The 16,086-nt window shown below is 70.0% G+C and carries 21 protein-coding genes; 9 read left to right on the forward strand and 12 right to left on the reverse strand.

The window, feature by feature from the left end:
* Nucleotides 1–280: 280 nt before the first annotated feature.
* The gene (locus CHC09_RS33450) at nucleotides 281–1,267 is read right to left on the reverse strand and encodes a BtrH N-terminal domain-containing protein (RefSeq protein WP_089297271.1); all 987 of its coding nucleotides are present in this window, start codon (nucleotides 1,265–1,267) and stop codon (nucleotides 281–283) included.
* Nucleotides 1,268–1,438: 171 nt separating this feature from the next.
* On the opposite strand from CHC09_RS33450, the gene CHC09_RS33455 reads away from it, so the two are divergent.
* Nucleotides 1,439–2,638 (forward strand): hypothetical protein, encoded by a 1,200-nt coding sequence (locus CHC09_RS33455; protein ID WP_089297272.1) that lies wholly within the window; start codon nucleotides 1,439–1,441, stop codon nucleotides 2,636–2,638.
* Between the two features lie 116 nt (nucleotides 2,639–2,754).
* Nucleotides 2,755–3,405, forward strand: coding sequence for a DJ-1/PfpI family protein (locus tag CHC09_RS33460; protein ID WP_089297273.1), 651 nt, complete (start codon nucleotides 2,755–2,757; stop codon nucleotides 3,403–3,405).
* Nucleotides 3,406–3,410: 5 nt separating this feature from the next.
* Here CHC09_RS33460 and CHC09_RS33465 read toward each other — a convergent pair whose 3' ends face one another.
* The 3 genes from CHC09_RS33465 to CHC09_RS33475 form a co-directional block, all read right to left on the reverse strand.
* Nucleotides 3,411–4,565 (reverse strand): iron-containing alcohol dehydrogenase, encoded by a 1,155-nt coding sequence (locus tag CHC09_RS33465; RefSeq protein ID WP_089297274.1) that lies wholly within the window; start codon nucleotides 4,563–4,565, stop codon nucleotides 3,411–3,413.
* Nucleotides 4,566–4,638: 73 nt separating this feature from the next.
* Nucleotides 4,639–4,962, reverse strand: coding sequence for a putative quinol monooxygenase (locus CHC09_RS33470; protein ID WP_089297275.1), 324 nt, complete (start codon nucleotides 4,960–4,962; stop codon nucleotides 4,639–4,641).
* A 48-nt stretch (nucleotides 4,963–5,010) separates the two neighbouring features.
* A complete protein-coding gene (locus CHC09_RS33475; protein ID WP_179277389.1) occupies nucleotides 5,011–5,277 on the reverse strand; it encodes a hypothetical protein in 267 nt (88 codons plus the stop codon).
* A 7-nt stretch (nucleotides 5,278–5,284) separates the two neighbouring features.
* On the opposite strand from CHC09_RS33475, the gene CHC09_RS33480 reads away from it, so the two are divergent.
* The gene (locus CHC09_RS33480; protein ID WP_143232746.1) at nucleotides 5,285–5,752 is read left to right on the forward strand and encodes a TetR/AcrR family transcriptional regulator C-terminal domain-containing protein; all 468 of its coding nucleotides are present in this window, start codon (nucleotides 5,285–5,287) and stop codon (nucleotides 5,750–5,752) included.
* On the opposite strand, the gene CHC09_RS33485 is transcribed toward CHC09_RS33480, so the two are convergent.
* Together CHC09_RS33485 and CHC09_RS33490 are read right to left on the reverse strand one after the other, a co-directional pair.
* On the reverse strand, nucleotides 5,738–6,052 hold the full coding sequence (locus CHC09_RS33485) for a hypothetical protein (RefSeq protein WP_089297277.1): 315 nt from the start codon (nucleotides 6,050–6,052) through the stop codon (nucleotides 5,738–5,740). The genes CHC09_RS33480 and CHC09_RS33485 overlap by 15 nt on opposite strands.
* A 46-nt stretch (nucleotides 6,053–6,098) precedes the next feature.
* Complete coding sequence (locus CHC09_RS33490; protein WP_089297278.1) at nucleotides 6,099–7,031, reverse strand: ketopantoate reductase family protein; 933 nt, start codon at nucleotides 7,029–7,031, stop codon at nucleotides 6,099–6,101.
* 39 nt (nucleotides 7,032–7,070) lie between these two features.
* Here CHC09_RS33490 and CHC09_RS33495 point away from each other — a divergent pair, with 39 nt between their 5' ends.
* Nucleotides 7,071–7,628 carry a CGNR zinc finger domain-containing protein gene (locus CHC09_RS33495; RefSeq protein ID WP_179277390.1) on the forward strand — a complete coding sequence of 186 codons (558 nt, stop codon included), beginning with the start codon at nucleotides 7,071–7,073 and terminating at the stop codon, nucleotides 7,626–7,628.
* A gap of 31 nt (nucleotides 7,629–7,659) precedes the next feature.
* Here CHC09_RS33495 and CHC09_RS33500 read toward each other — a convergent pair whose 3' ends face one another.
* Nucleotides 7,660–8,049 (reverse strand): hypothetical protein, encoded by a 390-nt coding sequence (locus CHC09_RS33500; protein ID WP_239138630.1) that lies wholly within the window; start codon nucleotides 8,047–8,049, stop codon nucleotides 7,660–7,662.
* Between the two features lie 268 nt (nucleotides 8,050–8,317).
* Here CHC09_RS33500 and CHC09_RS33505 point away from each other — a divergent pair, with 268 nt between their 5' ends.
* Nucleotides 8,318–9,583 carry an SMI1/KNR4 family protein gene (locus tag CHC09_RS33505; RefSeq protein ID WP_089297280.1) on the forward strand — a complete coding sequence of 422 codons (1,266 nt, stop codon included), beginning with the start codon at nucleotides 8,318–8,320 and terminating at the stop codon, nucleotides 9,581–9,583.
* A gap of 211 nt (nucleotides 9,584–9,794) precedes the next feature.
* Here the strand turns inward: CHC09_RS33505 and CHC09_RS33510 are convergent, their stop codons facing one another.
* Nucleotides 9,795–10,793 (reverse strand): phosphotransferase, encoded by a 999-nt coding sequence (locus CHC09_RS33510; protein ID WP_239138631.1) that lies wholly within the window; start codon nucleotides 10,791–10,793, stop codon nucleotides 9,795–9,797.
* Nucleotides 10,794–10,843: 50 nt separating this feature from the next.
* Here CHC09_RS33510 and CHC09_RS33515 point away from each other — a divergent pair, with 50 nt between their 5' ends.
* Together CHC09_RS33515 and CHC09_RS33520 are read left to right on the forward strand one after the other, a co-directional pair.
* The gene (locus CHC09_RS33515; RefSeq protein ID WP_089297281.1) at nucleotides 10,844–11,848 is read left to right on the forward strand and encodes a DUF4037 domain-containing protein; all 1,005 of its coding nucleotides are present in this window, start codon (nucleotides 10,844–10,846) and stop codon (nucleotides 11,846–11,848) included.
* A 92-nt stretch (nucleotides 11,849–11,940) separates the two neighbouring features.
* Nucleotides 11,941–12,219, forward strand: a complete 279-nt coding sequence (locus tag CHC09_RS33520; RefSeq protein ID WP_089297282.1) for an excalibur calcium-binding domain-containing protein — start codon at nucleotides 11,941–11,943, stop codon at nucleotides 12,217–12,219.
* A gap of 45 nt (nucleotides 12,220–12,264) precedes the next feature.
* Here CHC09_RS33520 and CHC09_RS33525 read toward each other — a convergent pair whose 3' ends face one another.
* The 3 genes from CHC09_RS33525 to CHC09_RS33535 are packed head-to-tail and all read right to left on the reverse strand — an operon-like array spanning nucleotide 12,265 to nucleotide 13,730.
* The gene (locus CHC09_RS33525) at nucleotides 12,265–12,888 is read right to left on the reverse strand and encodes a dihydrofolate reductase family protein (protein WP_089297283.1); all 624 of its coding nucleotides are present in this window, start codon (nucleotides 12,886–12,888) and stop codon (nucleotides 12,265–12,267) included.
* Nucleotides 12,888–13,385 carry an SRPBCC family protein gene (locus CHC09_RS33530; RefSeq protein WP_089297284.1) on the reverse strand — a complete coding sequence of 166 codons (498 nt, stop codon included), beginning with the start codon at nucleotides 13,383–13,385 and terminating at the stop codon, nucleotides 12,888–12,890. The genes CHC09_RS33525 and CHC09_RS33530 overlap by 1 nt, the downstream gene beginning before the upstream one ends.
* Nucleotides 13,386–13,388: 3 nt before the next feature.
* Complete coding sequence (locus CHC09_RS33535; RefSeq protein WP_089297397.1) at nucleotides 13,389–13,730, reverse strand: ArsR/SmtB family transcription factor; 342 nt, start codon at nucleotides 13,728–13,730, stop codon at nucleotides 13,389–13,391.
* 77 nt (nucleotides 13,731–13,807) lie between these two features.
* Between CHC09_RS33535 and CHC09_RS33540 the strand changes: the two genes are divergently transcribed.
* On the forward strand, nucleotides 13,808–14,479 hold the full coding sequence (locus CHC09_RS33540; protein WP_089297285.1) for a hypothetical protein: 672 nt from the start codon (nucleotides 13,808–13,810) through the stop codon (nucleotides 14,477–14,479).
* 3 nt (nucleotides 14,480–14,482) lie between these two features.
* Here CHC09_RS33540 and CHC09_RS33545 read toward each other — a convergent pair whose 3' ends face one another.
* Complete coding sequence (locus CHC09_RS33545) at nucleotides 14,483–14,824, reverse strand: ester cyclase (protein WP_089297286.1); 342 nt, start codon at nucleotides 14,822–14,824, stop codon at nucleotides 14,483–14,485.
* Nucleotides 14,825–15,316: 492 nt separating this feature from the next.
* Between CHC09_RS33545 and CHC09_RS33555 the strand changes: the two genes are divergently transcribed.
* Nucleotides 15,317–16,066, forward strand: coding sequence for a DinB family protein (locus CHC09_RS33555; RefSeq protein WP_089297288.1), 750 nt, complete (start codon nucleotides 15,317–15,319; stop codon nucleotides 16,064–16,066).
* The last annotated feature ends 20 nt before the right edge of the window (nucleotides 16,067–16,086 follow it).

The following is a 16,086-nucleotide window of genomic DNA, read 5'->3' on the forward strand; positions in this document are numbered from 1 at the left end:
GTCCGACATCAGGACGGAGTAGGCGACCGTGACCGGGAACGGCTGGGGCGCCTCGTCGAAGGTGCTCGGCGAGGCGACGACCAGGTCGGTGGCGCCGTCGCCGTTCCAGTCGCCGGTCAGCCAGCGGTTGGGAGCGCGGTCCTCATGGCGCGCGAGCTTGTACCAGAAGTTGAGGTGCTCGGCCGTGAGCCGGGTCCGGTGCGACACCGTCCGGTAGCTGCCGTCGCCCCGGGAGAACGCGGTGATGAGGCGTACGTGATCGCCGCCGTCCCGCCGATCGTCAGCCCTGGATCTGGGACAGGGTCCGCATGGCGGTGTGCTCGCGAGCGGCGAGGTCGGTGAGCAGCTGCGACGCGCGGGCCAGGTGGGCCGGGTCGCCGGACTCGCCGGCGGCGGTGATCAGGGCGGCGACCTCGGTCCACAGCGGGGCGATCTCGGCGTACATCCGCTGCCCGAGGCGCAGGCTGTCGTCGTCGACGACCGTGGCGCACTCGGCGAGGAAGTCCCGGTACATGGCGCGGAACAGGGCACCGCCCGTTCCGCCGCGCTCCATCAGCATCGCGGCCAGCGGCAGGTCACATTTCGGGTCGGTGGAGCGGTCGAACCATTTCGGCACCCGCGCGGCCGCCTTGGCGATGCCACGGTGGCCGAGGTTGGCGATCGGCGGGTTGAGGAAGACGTCCGCGTTGCCGCGGATCGCCGTCCGGATCACGGCGCCGAGTTCGGGGCGGGTGGCGGGAACGTCGAGGGTGAAGGAGAGGTTCCGGCCGGTCATCGGCCCGCGCTCACCGCGGGCGAGTTCCAGGCTGGGCCGGCTGGTCGTGACGGCGCCGCCCTGCTGGGCGGTGTCGATCAGATAGGCGTACGTGTCGTCGTAGCCGTACATCGCGACGACGTGCCCGCCGAAGTGGGTCTTCGTCGTGAAGTACTCCAGGTGGTAGCAGTCCAGCTGCAGACCGACCGGGCGGCCGGCGTCCAGGGCCGCGGTGACGTTGCGCCAGGCCTTGGCCGTCGAGGCGGTCTGTTCGACGCGCAGGGTCAGGCCGAGCCGCTCGGCGAGGGTGTGGGTGATCGTCATCGGTTTGGAGCGGCCGCCGAGGAACGGGAAGTCCAGGTTCCTGGCGTCCCAGTAGACGAAGCCCAGCCCCTCGCCAAGCCCGAAGAGCATCGGCTCGGACAGCTCCCAGCCCGCCTGGCGCAGCAGGACGCCCAGCGCGGTCGTCTCGCAGTGCTGACCGGCCGGAACGGCCACATCCTCGATGATCATTTCGGGTCCCCCGTCTCGCCGAGCTGACCTGGTCATCCTCACAGACCGGCCGCCCGCAGGCCGTCCTGGGGCGATAGGACGGTCGCGCCGGGGCGGAACCTGGCGACCACCACGATCTTGAATGGGCGTATCGTGGCCGCTCGATGTCGATCTAGATCACGAGGGCCAAACATGTCCATACGTCTGAAAGTGTTGCGCGCCGCGGTCGCGTTGACGCTCTGCGTCTCCGCCGCGCAGGTCGCCGGGAGTCCGGCGCTCGCCGCCGCGGCACCGACCTCGCTGCCGGCCGGCCAGTTCACGCTCACCGCCAACTACACCCAGTTCAGCGCGCTCAACACCGCGCTGGCCACGAAGCTGGGTTCGGCGACGGTGTCCGACGTGATGGACAACGCCAACCACGACCGCCAGGCGATCACCGACTCGCTGAACCTGCCCGGCTACAGCACCGGTTTCCAGTTCGACGACGGGGATGTCGGCGACTGCACGAACTTCCCGCAGGGCATCACCACCAGCCGGGACGCGGTCGGCACCGCGAACAGCGGAAACTACGACGGTCACCAGCTGATCCTGGTCAGCTGGTACACCAAGGACGGCTGTGACGGCGACTCGTCGCGCAGCCGCATCACGCTGGTCGACTGGGACGCGACCTACCCGAACAAGTACCGCAAGATCCTGCTGGTCGAGCCGACCGGGACGGCCGCCGCGCCGAGCTTCAAGGACGTCGTGGTCCACGCGGGCGGCGTCTCCTGGTACGGCAACTACCTGTATGTCGCGGACACCGGCCACGGGATGCGGGTGTTCGACATGACGAAGATCCTCAAGACCAGCACCGGTGGTACCGCCGACCAGATCGGCCGGCAGAGCGACACCACGTACTACGCGCACAACTACGCGTACGTGCTGCCGCAGATCGGCAAGATCACGGCCGCCACCACGTCGGGTACCTCGCTGGCCTGGTCGTCGATCTCGCTGGACCGGGCGGACCCGTCGATCGTGATGACCGAGTACACCTGCACGTCCGGGTGCACCTCGTACCCGAACCGGGCGCCCCGGGCGATCCGCTTCCCGTTCGCCTCCGGCCTCACCACGTTCGCGGCCAGCACCACGGCGTCCGAGGCGCTGCAGCTGCCCTGGTACAAGCTGAACGGGGTCGCCTCGCACAACGGCCGCTGGTGGTTCAACTCCTCGGGCGACAAGAAGCTGTACTACTGGACGCCGGCCGCGGGTCCCTCGTCGTACGCCTGGGTGAGCGGCGGCGAGAGCATCAGCTACTGGGAGGACAGCACCAACCCGGACCTGCTCTGGTCGCTGCAGGAGCCGATCGGCCACCGCAACGTGTTCGCGGTCGAGCAGGCCAGCTACGACGGCTGATCCCCGATCGGGCGGAGCGGACCGCTCCGCCCGATCCCCGAGCCGTGGCCAGATCTCGTCGGAAGGCGGCATTCCAGCCACTGCTCGAAACGCGTGCCTCCGATGACCATGGGGACATGCGTGCACAGTTCCTGCTCTTCGACGGTTTCGACGCCCTCGACGTCGTCGCCCCGTACGAAATCCTCTGCGCCGGAAGCGGGTTTTCAGGCCCCGGCACGGCACACGACGTCGCACTCGTCAGCGTGGACGGCCCGCGGACGGTCGCATCCGGAACCCCGGGCATCAGCCTGACCGCGACCGCGGCCCTCGACCCCTCGGCACCCGGCTATGTCGTCGTCCCCGGCGCGGCCGGCCCGATCGACGGTGACCCAGACGAGGGCGTGGAGACGATTCCGGTGCTGCTCGCCCGGTTCGCCGCCGGCGCGGCGCCGCTGCTGCGGCGTGCGCTGGCCGACCCGCAGGTGACGGTCGCGACCGTCTGCGGCGGCTCCCTGGCCCTGGCGATGGCCGGCCTGATCGAGGGGCGGTACGCGAACACCCACATCCAGGGCTTCGGCATGCTCGAGGCCGCCGGTGTGAACGCGGTCCGCGCCCGCGTCGTCGACGACGGCGACCTGATCTCCGCAGGTGGGGTCACCTCGGGCCTGGACCTCGGCCTCTATCTGCTGGAACGCGACTTCGGCCCGCGCGTGGCGCACGCCGTCGAGGAGCTCCTCGAATACGAGAGGCGCGGCACCACCTGGAAAAACACCGGCCACAAGGGATAGAACGGCTACCGGGCCGCGGCGAGCACCGCGTGCAACTCCGCCGGAGACAGGGCGATCGGATTCCCCCGCATACTGCTGGACCCGGCCGCCTTGGTCACGATCTCGTCGGAGCTTCGCGCGGCCAGGCCGTACGCGTCGAGCCCTCGCACACCCAGCAGCGAGACCGTCTCCCGCAGCCAGGCCAGCCCGTCCTCGACGGTCGCCTCGGGCCGTCCGGTCAGCAGTCGCGCGGCCTCCGCGAACCGCTCCAGCGCCGGGTCGGCGGCGTCGCGGGCCCGCAGCGCCCGGACGTTCGCCTCGACGACCGGGGCGAGCAGGGCCGCGCAGGCCACGCCGTGCGGTACGGCGACCATCCCGCCCACCACGCCGGCGAACCCGTGCACCGCGCCCAGTTTCGCGTTCGCCAGGGACATCCCGCCGAGCAGGCTGCACAGCGCCATGTCGGTACGGGCCTCGACGTCCGACCCATCCGCACAGGCCCGGCGGAGCGCCCGTCCGGCCCGGCGCAGACCCTCGCGGGCGAGCCCGTCGCTGACCGGATTCGCGTACGCCGACACGAAGGGCTCCAGGCACTGGGTCAGGGCGTCCAGTCCGCTGGACGCGGTGACCGCCGGTGGGCAGCCAAGCGTAAGCAGCGGGTCCACCAACGCCACCCGGGGCAGCAGGTGCGGGCCGCGCAGACTGGCCTTCAGCCCCGCCTCGGGGACGGTGAGCACCGCGTTCGCCGTGACCTCCGCACCGGTGCCGGAGGTGGTCGGCACGGCCACGAACGGCACGCTGGGACGGGTGATCGGCCGGCCGCGCCCGACGATCTCCAGGTGGTCGAGCGGGTCGGTGCCGTTGCCGAGCAGCGCGGCCACGGCCTTGCCGAGATCCAGTACGCTTCCGCCGCCGACGGCCACGACGACATCGGCGCCGTGCGCCCGGGCGGCCGCGACGGCGTCACGGGCGTCGTCGACCGCCGGCTCGCCGGCCACCTGCCAGATCCGGTACGGCGACGGCAGCCGGTCGATCAGCTCGGCATGCCGGTCCGGGCGCGCCCCGGTGCACACGAACGGCCGGGCACCGAGACCACCGACGAGGTCCGGCAACTCGGCCGCCCGCCCGGGCCCGAACAGCACGCTGGTCGCGGTGGCGAACCCGAACGACACCCCGCTCATGACGCCCCCTCCGCTGCGCTCCAGCGTCCCCATGAGCCGACAACCGTGCCCATTGACTCGCTCGCAAGCTCACTCATGCCGGCGGGCTCTCCCAGCCCGCTTCCCCGACCGGGAAGACAGGCGAGAAGCGGGTCGAGGCCCGGGGCCGAGCCATCATCTCCTCGACAGCGTCCCGCCAGGTGGCGTAGTGCGCGGTCGCCTTGTGCGCGGACGGCGCGTCGGCGTCGCGATAGACCTCCACGAGCACGACATGCGCCGGATCAGCCTGGTCCTGCACCACGTCGAAGCGCAGAACGCCCGGCTCCCGCACCGAGGCGCGCGCGTTGGCGAGGGTGGCTTCGAGAAAGTCGGCGACCCGCTCGGGCCGCACGTGGACGTCCACGTGAACGACAAGCATGCCCCATCGTGCTACATCGGGCGCCACCCGCTCAGGCCGACGCGCCCGTCAGTGTTCCGGAGTCAGGAGCTTCACGAGTCCGTCAGGTGCACCGGCGCCGAAGATGAGCTCGACCGTGTCGTGCGCCGCGACGGCCTCGGCCTCGCTGCGCCGGAACATGACCTCCTCGAAGGCCGCGAGGGCGGTCTCGGGGTCGCCGGGGTGCGCGGCGATCGCCTGGCCCAGCTCCGCCCCGTCGAGCATCGCGGCGAGCCGCCGTCGCGCGGCACCGGCGTCGGCGAACGAACTTTTCGCCGGGGCCGCGGACGGCGTCATCGGCCAGGTGATGGAGAAGGCCGCCGGTGATGAGGACCCGGCGCGGGCGATCCGCGCCTTGGCGCTGGGGATCTTCGAGGCGATCGACGCGCACCCGTGGGTGGGGACTCAGCTGTCCCGCGAACCGTTCCAACCCGCCGTCCTGCGGATCTGGAAGAGCGTCGGAGTGCAACTGCATCGTCTCGGCGTCACCGGGACGGCCCTGCCCGACGCGGGAGCGGCGCTGGTCAACTATGTGCTCGGCGCGGCCGCGCAGTACGCCATGGGCGCCCGGCGCGCCCAGGATGACGCGGCCCGCAAGGAATACCTCGAGCGCCTGGCCGCCGAGTGGGCGCGGCACGACGACCATCCACTCGTACGGGAGTCGGCGTCGCTGCTGCGCGAGCACGACGACCGCGAACAGTTCCTCGCCGGAGTGGACATCTTTCTCGCCGGCGTCTCGAGTCGAGCGGCCGGAGGGTCAGGGGCAGCCTGAGAGGAAACTCTCGACGTACTCATAGGCCACCACGACACCGACAATCGCCGGGATCAGGGCGGCCGCCCAGCCGAGAAGGACCTGACGGCGCTCGCCGGGGTGCCGCCGGCGCAGGACGACCAGGAGGGTCACGGCGAGAACCAGATCCAGAACGATGGCCAGCGCCAGGGCTGCGGCGGCACCGTCGCCCTGATCACAGCCTTCCAGGTCGGCTGCGTCCAGGACCAGGAAACTGGCCGCGGCAAGGAGATGGGCCACCAACGCAAAGCCGAAGGCCCGCCGGGCCACCCGCTGGTCCACTTTTCTTTCTCCTCGCGCTCGATCAGGATCCGGTCTCGGCGCCCAACTACTTTGACCGCTGGCGCACACGGCGGTTCTCATGGACCCGCAGGCCCATGGTGGACAGGTCGAGCAATGGTGTCGCCACACCGAGCGCGCGGGCCCGATCGAGAAGGTCGCCGAAGATCTGTTCGACCTCGACCGGACGGCCCGCGACCAGGTCGCGGTAGATCGAGGCGGTGTCGGTGGAACCGGCCTCGGTGAGCAGCGCCGTGACGGCGGCGATCCCGCCCTTCGACATCGGATATCCGGCCGCGGCCGACACCGCCGTGGCCTCGGCGAGGATCCGCGGAGCGAGCCGGTCGCCACCGGGGACGGCCACGACCTCGCCCACCGAGCCGCGCATCAGCGTGGTGAGCGCTCCGAGCGTGCTGATGAACACCCACTTGTGCCACATGGCACGGATGATGTCGGACGAGACCGCGATGCCGAACCCGGCGCAGGTCAGCTCCGCCTCTATCGCCTTCAGCCGGTCGGAGGGGCGCGCGTCCTGCTCGCCGATGGCCAGGTCGGCGATCGGGCCGAGCCGGACGATGTCGCCCTGGTCGTCGATCATCGTCATCACCCTCGCCACACCGCCCAGCACCCGCTCCTCGCCGAACCGCGCGTTCAGCACGTCCAGGTGGGCGAGGCCGTTCAGGAACGGGACGATGACGGTGCCCGGGCCGACCGCGGTCGCGAGGTCGTCGAGCGCGGACGGCAGCCCGGCGGCCTTCACCGCGAGGAGCACCAGATCGTACGGCCGATCGACCTCTGCCGCGGTGACCAGCCGCGGGTCGAGCACGACGTCCGGTCCCAGCCCGGTGATCCGCAGCCCCCGCTCGCGCAGTTGCGCGGCCCGGCCGGGGCGCACCAGGAACGTGACATCGCGCCCGGCCCGAGCGAGGTGCGCCCCGAAGAACCCGCCGGTGGCACCGGCTCCGACCACCAGAATCCTCATGCCGTCAAAGTTACCGGTTAAGCTGGTAACGTGACAAGCGTGAGCGACTTCCGCTTCCTGGGCGGCCGGCTGTCGGTCAACTTCACCGCGACTCTGGGCCTGCGGTGGCGCGAGCCGGGCGTCGAGCGGCTGGCCACGCCGGCCGACCTCGCCCGGTGGTTTGTCGAGGCGGGAGTGACCGACCAGCACATGGCGACCGGCCCCGAGGACCTGTCGGACGCCCACCACCTGCGCGAGGCGATCTACCGGTTGGCACGCACCCGACTGGGACACGGCCACCCCGACGATGCGGACCTCGCGCTGGTGAACCTGTGGGCAGCCCGGCGGCCGGCCCCGATCAGCTTGCGGCCCACCCCGGACGGGCTGTCGGCACGGCTCGACGAGCCGACTCCACCCGGCCTGCTCGCACTGATCGGCCGCGACGCGGTCGACCTGCTGGGCGACCCGGAGGCGGCCCGGCTGCGCGAGTGCGCCGGCCCGGAGTGTTCCCTGCTCTACATCGACACCTCACGTGCCGGCAACAGGCGCTGGTGCTCGATGGACTCCTGCGGCAGCCGGGACAAGATGTCCCGCTACCGGCGACGCACCACCGGCTGAGCAGTTGTCTCGCAACGGCCGGCGGTGAAGGTCATGACCGCAGCCGCCACAGACCGGCGTATTCCGGCCGCCATTCCGCGCCGAACTCCGCCTCGCGGAGGCACTGCGTCAGCGAAACCTGGTCGTCGCGCGGCGACCAATCGTGGTACGGCAGGTACGAGATCCGCCACGCGATGATCCCCAGCATCCAGGGGCCGAGCAGGGCGTCGCGACGTCGATACGACACCTTGGGCGCAAGCCACACCACGAAGGGTGCCGAGAAGAGCCAGGCGGCCAGGCCACCCAAGGTGTGGTTGCCCGTCGCATCCTCCACGACCAGGCTCAGCGCACCGGCAGGACCGAGCAAGGCGAGACCGAGCAACCCGGCAAGCAGCACGCGGGTGAGGTACTTCCGCGGCGGCCTGATCGGGTCGGTAAGCATGGTCGCCAGCGTAGGAGGTAAAAGCGGGTGATCAACCGGTAGGAGGTACCGAACGCGGCCACGAACGGCGCGAGCGATCGGACACGCCGCCTCTGTGACGCTCAGCCTTCCGGACATCGACGCGGCAGCATTTGAAGCCGGCCCGGCCCGATAACTCGATCTTGAAGTGGCGTGACCGGCACTGAGCTTGGCAATCAACCTCAGGCTTCGGCGCGGTGTTGCCGGACAGCAGTTCGTCAGCAGGCGTTGCATAACTGATAATCGATCAATGCCCTCGATCTACGACGTCACCACGTGGGAACTGCTGGTCCAGCTGATGCGAGCCGGCAATGGCGCCGACGGCCCGGTGAACGGCCATGTCAGCCCGGCCGGGTGGAGCGTTCCGGGGCCCCACCGCGACTGGAACATCGAGCACGCGGCTGTCGAGCGCGTGCTCGGCGCCCTGACCGAGGACGACCTCGAAGACATCTCCTTCGTGCTGGACGGGTCTGCGCTGCACCTGATCGAAACCGGTCCTGCCGTGGACGGCCTCGGTACCAGCGTCGGGTCGCTCCTGCTGGTCGAGGGCGCGATTGCGGAGCCTTGGCGTCGCCTACCGGCGCCGGCACCCGGGACTGCGGCGTCCCCGTCGGCCGATCCAGCGCTGCTGGAGCGGCACCTTCGCGAGCGGCTGCCGACGGTCCGGGGCGCCACCGAGGAGGAGATCGCCGCAGCCGAGGCGCGGCTCGGCGTCGCTCTGCCCGAGGAACTCAAGGTGCTCTACCGCGTGGTCCGGGCCGGCCGGGAGGATCCCCTCGACGGCCTGTTCGAGGCGCTCGGCTTCGACCTGCTGGGGCCGGACGTCGTCTTCGTCGCCGACGCCGCGTCCCGGCCCTGCCCGTGGGAGTTCGCGGCCAAGGATGCTGTGATCACCTATCCGGACGCCCTGGTGCAAGGCGTGGTCGGCTCACCCGGCTGGATCGCGTTCGCCGGCAACGGCGGAGGTGACCAGTACGCCATCGACCTCACCCCGGGCCCGCGCGGTTACCAGGGCCAGGTGATCCTGATCAACCACGAGGAGAGCGTCGGCGCCGCGCCGATCGCGGAATCGCTCACCGACCTGATGGTGCGCGAGCGTCATTACGACTACGCCGGCCCCACCGGTGACCAGACCCCGGTGATCGCCTACGCCAGGGACGGGAACCTGCTCGTTCACCCCGAACTGGAGGTACTCAGCCTCGGATCGTCGAAGGCCGGGCAGTTCCGCCTCGCGCCCCTCTCGGGACTGCCCCGGCTGCGCACCCTCGCGGCCGACCCCGGCAGTCTCGCCGACCCGCGCGAGGTCGCGTTGCTGACCGGTCTGGAATACCTGGAACTCGACCTGGACGATTGGCGGGTGCTCCTGGACGCCGACGCTGTTCCGAAGGGTCTGTCCGCCGCCGGGGTCCGGGCGAGGAACCAGGACCTGCTCGCGGTCGCGGATCTGTCGAACGAGTTGCTGGCCCGGTGGAACCGTCCGCTGATCACTCGCACCACTCTCAGCGTCCGGTCATGAGTCCGGTCGTGCTCGACGGCGGAGATCGGCGGTGTGTGCACCTGAACCGGGCGGGCCTGGCCCCGGACGCCCGCCCGGCTCCCGCAACCGACACGCTGCCACCCGCCACGACGTGGGACTCATCCTGGTCACCGGCCAGGCGCATCAGCGACCGGCCCACCACGAGAACGGCACCAGACCCCGCCGCACGGGTTGAAGCACAGGCTGAGGGTCAGCGCAGCGCCTCCCCCGCCCACCGGGCCACGACCTCGAGCACCGGGGCCCGCCCGGCGAACCGCTCCGGCCACCCGCGCGAGTCGTAAGCCGCCGACTGCTGGTTGCGCAGCAGACTGTCGATCATGCGGGGCGCCAGCCAGAAGTACTTCGCCGCCCCGGTGATCATGATGGCCTGCCGGACCAGCGACGGATCGATCTCGGACATCCCCCGCGCATAACCGTCGACCACCGCCTCCAGGACGCCGTCCAGCAACGACAGGTCGATCAGCCCGTCGAAGAACGTGTCCAGCGCCAGATTCGCCGCGTCCTCGCCGATCGCGCCCGGCCCGGCGAACGCCCAGTCCAGCAGCACCGGCCCGGAGTCGGCAAGGATCACGTTCATCGGCCACACGTCGTGATGACAGAGGGTGCGCGGCAACCGGTCGGCCGCGGCGAGCAGATCATGCCGCCGCTCCCACATCTCCCGCAGCCGGGCCCGCAACTCCGGCCCCCAGGCCTCGACCACGACAGGATGATCAAAATCCAATTCCGGCGGTACGGGCTGAGCCAGCGTGTAGTCGCGCAGGAAGTCCCGGGCCAGCCACTCCGCCGCCGGCGGACCGCCGAGCCACCGGGACTGCGCGACCCCCAGCCGGTACGCGATGTCACCCAGTTGCCCGGGCCGCCACGACGCCAGCGGAAGCCCGCGGACATCGGCGAGGACCATCGCCACCGACCCGTCCGGTCGCTCCTCGAGCTCGTACAGCTCCGGAACGGACAGTCCACCCGCGGCGAAAGCGTCGCGCGCGAACCCGCTCTCGTACGCGATGGGCTCGCGCCGCCAGTAGTTGAAGTTCCCGGGGTCGTCACTGGCCGCCAGATGAGCCGCCGCCCCGGCCCGGCGTGGCATGACCAGTTTCCGCACCGCCGTCCCGTCGCCCCACGGCACCCGCCACACCCCGCCGGTGACCTCATTGGCCGTGGCGTGCATCAGCTCCTCGGCGGGGGCGCTCACGATGCGAATATCCCGATGATCCACATGGTCTCGGATGGTAGACCGGCCGCATGCCCGAATTTCGCCCCGGCGTGGAGCTTGCCCGCCGCTTCTACCGGGAAGCGGTCCGCCCGCTGCTCGACGGCCGCCCGCACCTCGCCGCCCGGATCGGCCCCGGCAGCGACGTGCTCGGCTTCGACACCGAGCGGTCCACCGACCACGACTGGGGCCCGCGCGTCGAGTTGTTCCTCGACGACCCCGGCGATCTCGACGAACGCCTGCGTGACCGGCTGCCGAAGCGTTTCCTGGGCTGGCCGACGAACTTCGTCCCGCCCGGCGCCCGGGTCCGCTCGATGGCCGACACCGACGGCCCGGTGAACCACTACGTCACCATCACCGGCCTCGGGACGTGGCTGCGCGACCGGATCGGTGCCGACCCCGGCTGGCTGGCCGTGCCCTGGCAGCGGCTCGCCGAGCTCACCGGCGGCGCGGTCTTCCACGATCCGGAGGGCGAACTGGGCGCCGTACGCCGCCGGTGGTCCTGGTATCCGGACGACCTCTGGCGGTACGTGCTGGGCTGCCAGTGGGCGCGGATCGGCCAGGAGGAGGCGTTCGTCGGCCGTACCGCGGAAATCGGCGACGACCCGGGATCCCGGATGGTCGCGGCCCGCCTGGTCCGGGATCTCGCCCGGTTGTTCCTGCTGCAACAGCGGCGCTGGCCGCCGTACCAGAAGTGGTTGTCCGTCGCGATCAGAAGCGATCCGGTGGCGGCGGACCTCGCCGGCGCGTTGTCGGCGGACGAGGCCGGTCGCCGGTCCGCTGCGCTCTGCGCCGCCTATGAGGAGGCCGCCCGCCGGCAGAACGCCCTGCGACTCTGCCCGCCGCTGCAGACCCGGCGCCGGCCGTTCTTCGACCGTGGCTATCCGGTGATCGGCGCCGGTCGCTTCGCCGAAGCCCTGCTCGACGGCCGGGCGCCGGTCGGCTCTATCGACCAGATCTGCGACAGCACCGACGTTCTGGAGCGACCGGAGGTCTGCGCGGCCGTGAGCGACGCGGCGCACCGCACCGTCCCCTAACGGTTCACGCCGCATTTGTCGACCTGAGGGTTCTCTTTCGTGTTCGTGGGCGATCGATACGGTTCGTGCCCATCCACTCATCGAGGAGACAGATGATCCGCATGGTGATCCGTGGCGGTCTCGCCACGGCTCTGGTGTTCGGCGGCGTGGCCGCGATCGTCACCGTCCCGGCCGAGGCCGCGGCGAAGACGTATCTGAACTGCACCGCCCTGAACAGGGTCTACCCGCACGGTGTGGGCCGCAAGGGCGCGACGGACAAGGTGCGTGGGACGACGAAGAAGGTCACCAACTTCAAGGTGTCCAACCCGCTGTACCTGGCGAACAAGAAGTCCGATCGCGACGTTGACGGCATCGCCTGCGAGAAGCGTTGACCCACGGACGAACGAAGGCCCCGCCGGCGGCGGGGCCTTCGTAGGCTACTTCCGCAGGTGTACGGCGTAGGTCAGGTGCGTCACCCGCGACGACGACTCCGAACGGACCGGCTCCAGCGCGACCCTGGACGCGTCCACACCGTCGAACAGGCGGATGCCGGCGCCGAAGAGCACGGGCGACAGCGCGATCGAGAACTCGTCGACCAGGCCGGCGTTCACGTACTCCAGGATCGTCGCACCGCCGCCGGCGACGCGGACGTCGCGGTCGCCGGCGGCCTCGCGGGCCCGGTCGAGCGCCGCCCCGATGCCGTCGTTGACGAAGTGGAAGGTGGTCCCGCCCGGCCGCTCCCACGGGTCACGCTCGGTGTGCGTCACCACGAAGACCGGCGTGTGGAACGGCGCCTCCTCCGGCCACGCCCGCTCGCCGGCGTCGAACATGCGCTTGCCCATCACGCTCGCGCCGGTGCGCTCGAACGTCTCCCGCAGGATGTCGTTGTCGCGCCCCTCCTCGCCGCCCCCGCCGAGCTTCAGGTTCTCCCGGAAGAAGCGCAGCGGGAAGATCCACTGCTGCAGTTCCATCCACTGCCGCCCCATCAGCTCCTCGGGGGACTCGGGCGCGATGAAGCCGTCCAGCGACATCGACACGCTGAAGAACACCTTTCCGGCCATCAGCCCTCCGCCCCCTTCCGGGCGATCTCGGTGACGTAGGCGGCCAGGCTGCTCAGGGTCTGGCGGCCGCCCTCGACCGCGTGATACTTCTCGATCGCCTCGTCGCGCAGCTGTCTCGTCGGAAACACCGTGCGCATCACGATCCGGGTCGCCGCACCGTCGGGCTCGAAGGTCAGGACCGATTCGAAGGCGTTCGGGTCGTCGCGGGACTCACCGTGCGACAGCGTGATCCGCTCCGGCGGGACGATTTCGGTCCAGGTGATCCATTCGGCGTAGTCGGTCCCGTCCGGCCCGTGCATCACGAAATCCCAGACCCCGTCGACGCGGAACTCGAAGGACCGCGTGGTGGTGGTGAACCCCGTCGGGCCCCACCACCGCGACAGGTGCCGGACCTCGGTGAACGCCTCGAACACCAGCTCCCGTGGGGCGTCGATGCTCCGGGAGAGCACGATCTCCCGGTCGGTCGTCGCCGGTTGTGCCCGCGTTTCCCCTGCCATCGATCACTCCCCCTGTCGTGTCTGTTTGAGGTCCTGCACGTAGCTGTCCAGCCGGTCGAAGCTCTCGTTCCAGAACCGCTCGAAGCCGCCGACCCACTCGTGGATCGGCCGCAGCCCGCGGGCGTCCAGGCCGTAGAGGCGCTGCTTGCCCTCCCCGCGGAACCGCACCAGCCCGACCTCCCGGAGCACCCGCAGGTGCTTGGACGCCTGCGGCTGGCTCATCCCCAGCTGCTGGGCCAGGTCGGTCACCGGCCGCTCACCCGCCCGCAGCAGCGCCAGGATGTCCCGGCGCTGCGGCTCGGCGATCGCGTTGAATGCGTCCGACGTCGTCGCTGCTCGTGCCATGCCCACCATCATATTCCGATAACGGAATATGACAAGCCGTGCCTTCCGGATCGAAACCATCGGCGCCGAGGTTAGATATGCCGGTGACCGTTTACGACGTAGCGCGCGCCCTGCCGGACCTGCCGGCGCTTCGGCGGCGATGTCAGGCGTTGGCGACGCTGGACGCGATCGTCAGCCCTGATTGGGAGTACCGCTACTACTCGTTTGACACTCGCTGGGCGCCGGATGAGCAGATGGCATCCATGAGAAACGGATCAGGCGACGCGTGGTCGATCGTGTTCTCGCGGGCCGGCGCGTTCATCCGCGGCTTCGACCACGAATCACCGATGGCCCGGTGCGCTGGTCCAGGTGATCTCTGGCCGGGACTGGTCGACACCGTGCCGCAGGTCTTCTCCGGCTGCGTCAACGAGCCGGCGTTCAGTTTCAAGGGCACCCTGGAAGCGACCGTGTGCCTGTGGCGGCAGCACGACGACGATCGGTGGCACGCCGGAGATGTCGACTTCCCGGACAGGGACGACCCGGATGGCGCCGACCGGCTGTTCCACGTGCTGATGGAAGGCACGCCGCTTGCGTACCAGCAGTTCGCCGAGGACTACTACGAGACGACGATGGATCTGGCGACGATCGGCGAGATCTTCGCCCTGCGCCCGCTGACCGATGAGCTCGTCCGCCGCCTGAACCCGGATCTTCTGGTCGCCGACCTCACCGAGGACCTCGCCGAGATCGGATACCCGCCCCGACCGGAATAGCCCTCAGCGCAGCGCGAGGCTGCTCACGCCCCACAGCTCGGCGATCCGCCCGTCGGCCACCCGGAAGATCTCCATCAGCGTCGCATCCTGCCCACCGGCCCGGATCCGGCCCCGCACCGCAACCCGGTCGCCATCCACCAGGATGTCCTGCGCCTCAACCTGCAGATCCGGAAACTTTCCGAGAATCGCCTGCCAAGCGGTCCGGATGTGCTCCCGGCCACGGGTCTGCATCGGATGGCTGAAGAAGTCCACCGTGAAGATCTCATCGACGGCGGCGACGTCACCGGCGCTCGCCGCCGCGTACATCCGCCGGGCCAGGTTCTCCGCTTCCACCCGCGTCATCATGGTCGTCGATTCTCACGTACGACGTCGAGACAGCGCGCCCCTGCCTCCTCGACCCGCGGCCGTTGCCGAGAACCTGGCCCACGAGGCGTTCGAACGGACGATCAGGCGAGGAAGGGCCGCCACTCACGGACGCTCGCAACCGTGACACCGGGCGTGGCGAAGTAGGGATCGACCGCGATGACAGCCTCCGGATCCAGGGTGTCGAGGATGATGACCGCCCCGGATGTCCCGTATCGTTGATCATGAGGCGTGAGCAGCTTGCTGAGCTGCGGTGCCTCAGATAGGTGCGACAGGCGGCCAATTGCCGCGTCTTGCTGATCTTGAGGCAACCGTCGGGAATGGCATCCTCTGCGCCGACGCATCTTGTTTGATTGGCGAGTCCAGGGCTCGATTTGGTGAGGCGGGAGAAGGCGCGGTTGTGGCACGCTGGCCGCGTGTGACGCTGGATCTTGATTTGGTGGTCTTGTCATACCGGGCTCCTACAATGCGCCGATGACGAGATTCGTGCAGCAGTCCGACTACACGGGCGCGGAGTTCATCGACCTGTCAATGGCCAGCGCCACCTTCCGCGAGGTTGATCTCAGCGAAGCCCGGATGCGTGGCGTGCTGCTGTTCAACGCCGACATCGACGGAGCGATCGACGGGCTACGGATTAATGGCGTGGAGGTCAAGCCGTTGGTCGAAGCCGAGCTGGATCGCCTGCACCCCGAACGGCTGCGACTGCGGCCGACCACACCCGAGACGGCGCGCGACGCGGTGGATGTCATCGAGGAGCTGTGGCACGCGACGGTCCGACGCGCGAGCGCGCTGCCGGAGGAAGCCGTCTACAGATCAGTGAACGACGAATGGTCACTCGCCCAAACCCTGCGCCACACGATCTTCGTCGTGGACGCCTGGTATGGCCACGCGGCAGCCCTTCGCCCGAACCCGTTCCATCCGATCGGCGTGCCCGCATCGTTCACCACCAACGGCGCCGAGTTCGGCATCGACGAGTCGGCCGCGCCCACCCTCGGCGAAATCCTCGCCGTGCGCGACGAGCGGATCGCCGATCTGCGCGCGTATCTGGCGCAGGTCACGCAGGAGGAGCTTGACCGAGTGCGGAGGCCCAACACCGCGATCGGCTGCCCTCCACCCGCCGAACGCACGGCGCTTAAGTGCGTGCAAGTCATCGTCAATGACCAGTGGGCGCACGTGCAATTCGCCAACCGCGACCTGGCTGTCCTGGAACAGGCGTATGCGTGATGTTCCACGAGGTCAACTGC

This window comes from Actinoplanes regularis (assembly GCF_900188005.1).
Taxonomy (GTDB): Bacteria; Actinomycetota; Actinomycetes; order Mycobacteriales; family Micromonosporaceae; genus Actinoplanes; species Actinoplanes regularis.